General features: G+C 71.5%; 1 pseudogene. It reads right to left on the bottom strand.

Annotated elements, in window-relative coordinates:
* Positions 1–429, bottom strand: a pseudogene (locus EOA60_RS37015) (peptidoglycan-binding protein); the annotation flags it as partial.
* Positions 430–445 lie beyond the last annotated feature (16 nt).

Here is a 445-nt window from a genome sequence, read left to right as displayed (position 1 = left end):
GATGGTGGGTTGCGCGTCGCCGTCCGTGTCCATGGCAGGCCCGTTCGCAGCCGGAGAGACTGGCTCCGACGGTGTCGCCGAAGCCATCGGCGCGGGCCGGGCTGGCGCGGACGGAGTCGCCGGAGCAGGCGCCGGTTCGGCTGGCGCCGCGGCCGCGGGTATTTCGGGTGCGGATGGCTGAAAGGCGGCCTGTGGCGTTGGATCGTCCTTCGACGGCTCGGCCTGCCTGACGGCACGCGTCGGCGCGCTCTCGGGCTTCGCAGTGCCCGTGTCGGGCTTGGGTGTGATGACATCGAGCGAGGCGGTTTCGACCGATTGGGTGGAGACCATCGGCGCGACGTCGTTGCTGGCGACCGGCGCGGGGTCGGAGAAGAAGGCCTTGCCGAGCTGCAGGCCGGCCAGTGCCATCATGATCGCGGCCGCCGCCATCAGGATGGGCTTCCGC

It is taken from the genome of Mesorhizobium sp. M1A.F.Ca.IN.020.06.1.1 (assembly GCF_004023265.1).
Lineage (GTDB): Bacteria > Pseudomonadota > Alphaproteobacteria > Rhizobiales > Rhizobiaceae > Mesorhizobium.
The sequence above is the reverse complement of the archived record's forward strand: the minus strand, read 5'-3'. Positions and strand labels throughout refer to the sequence as shown.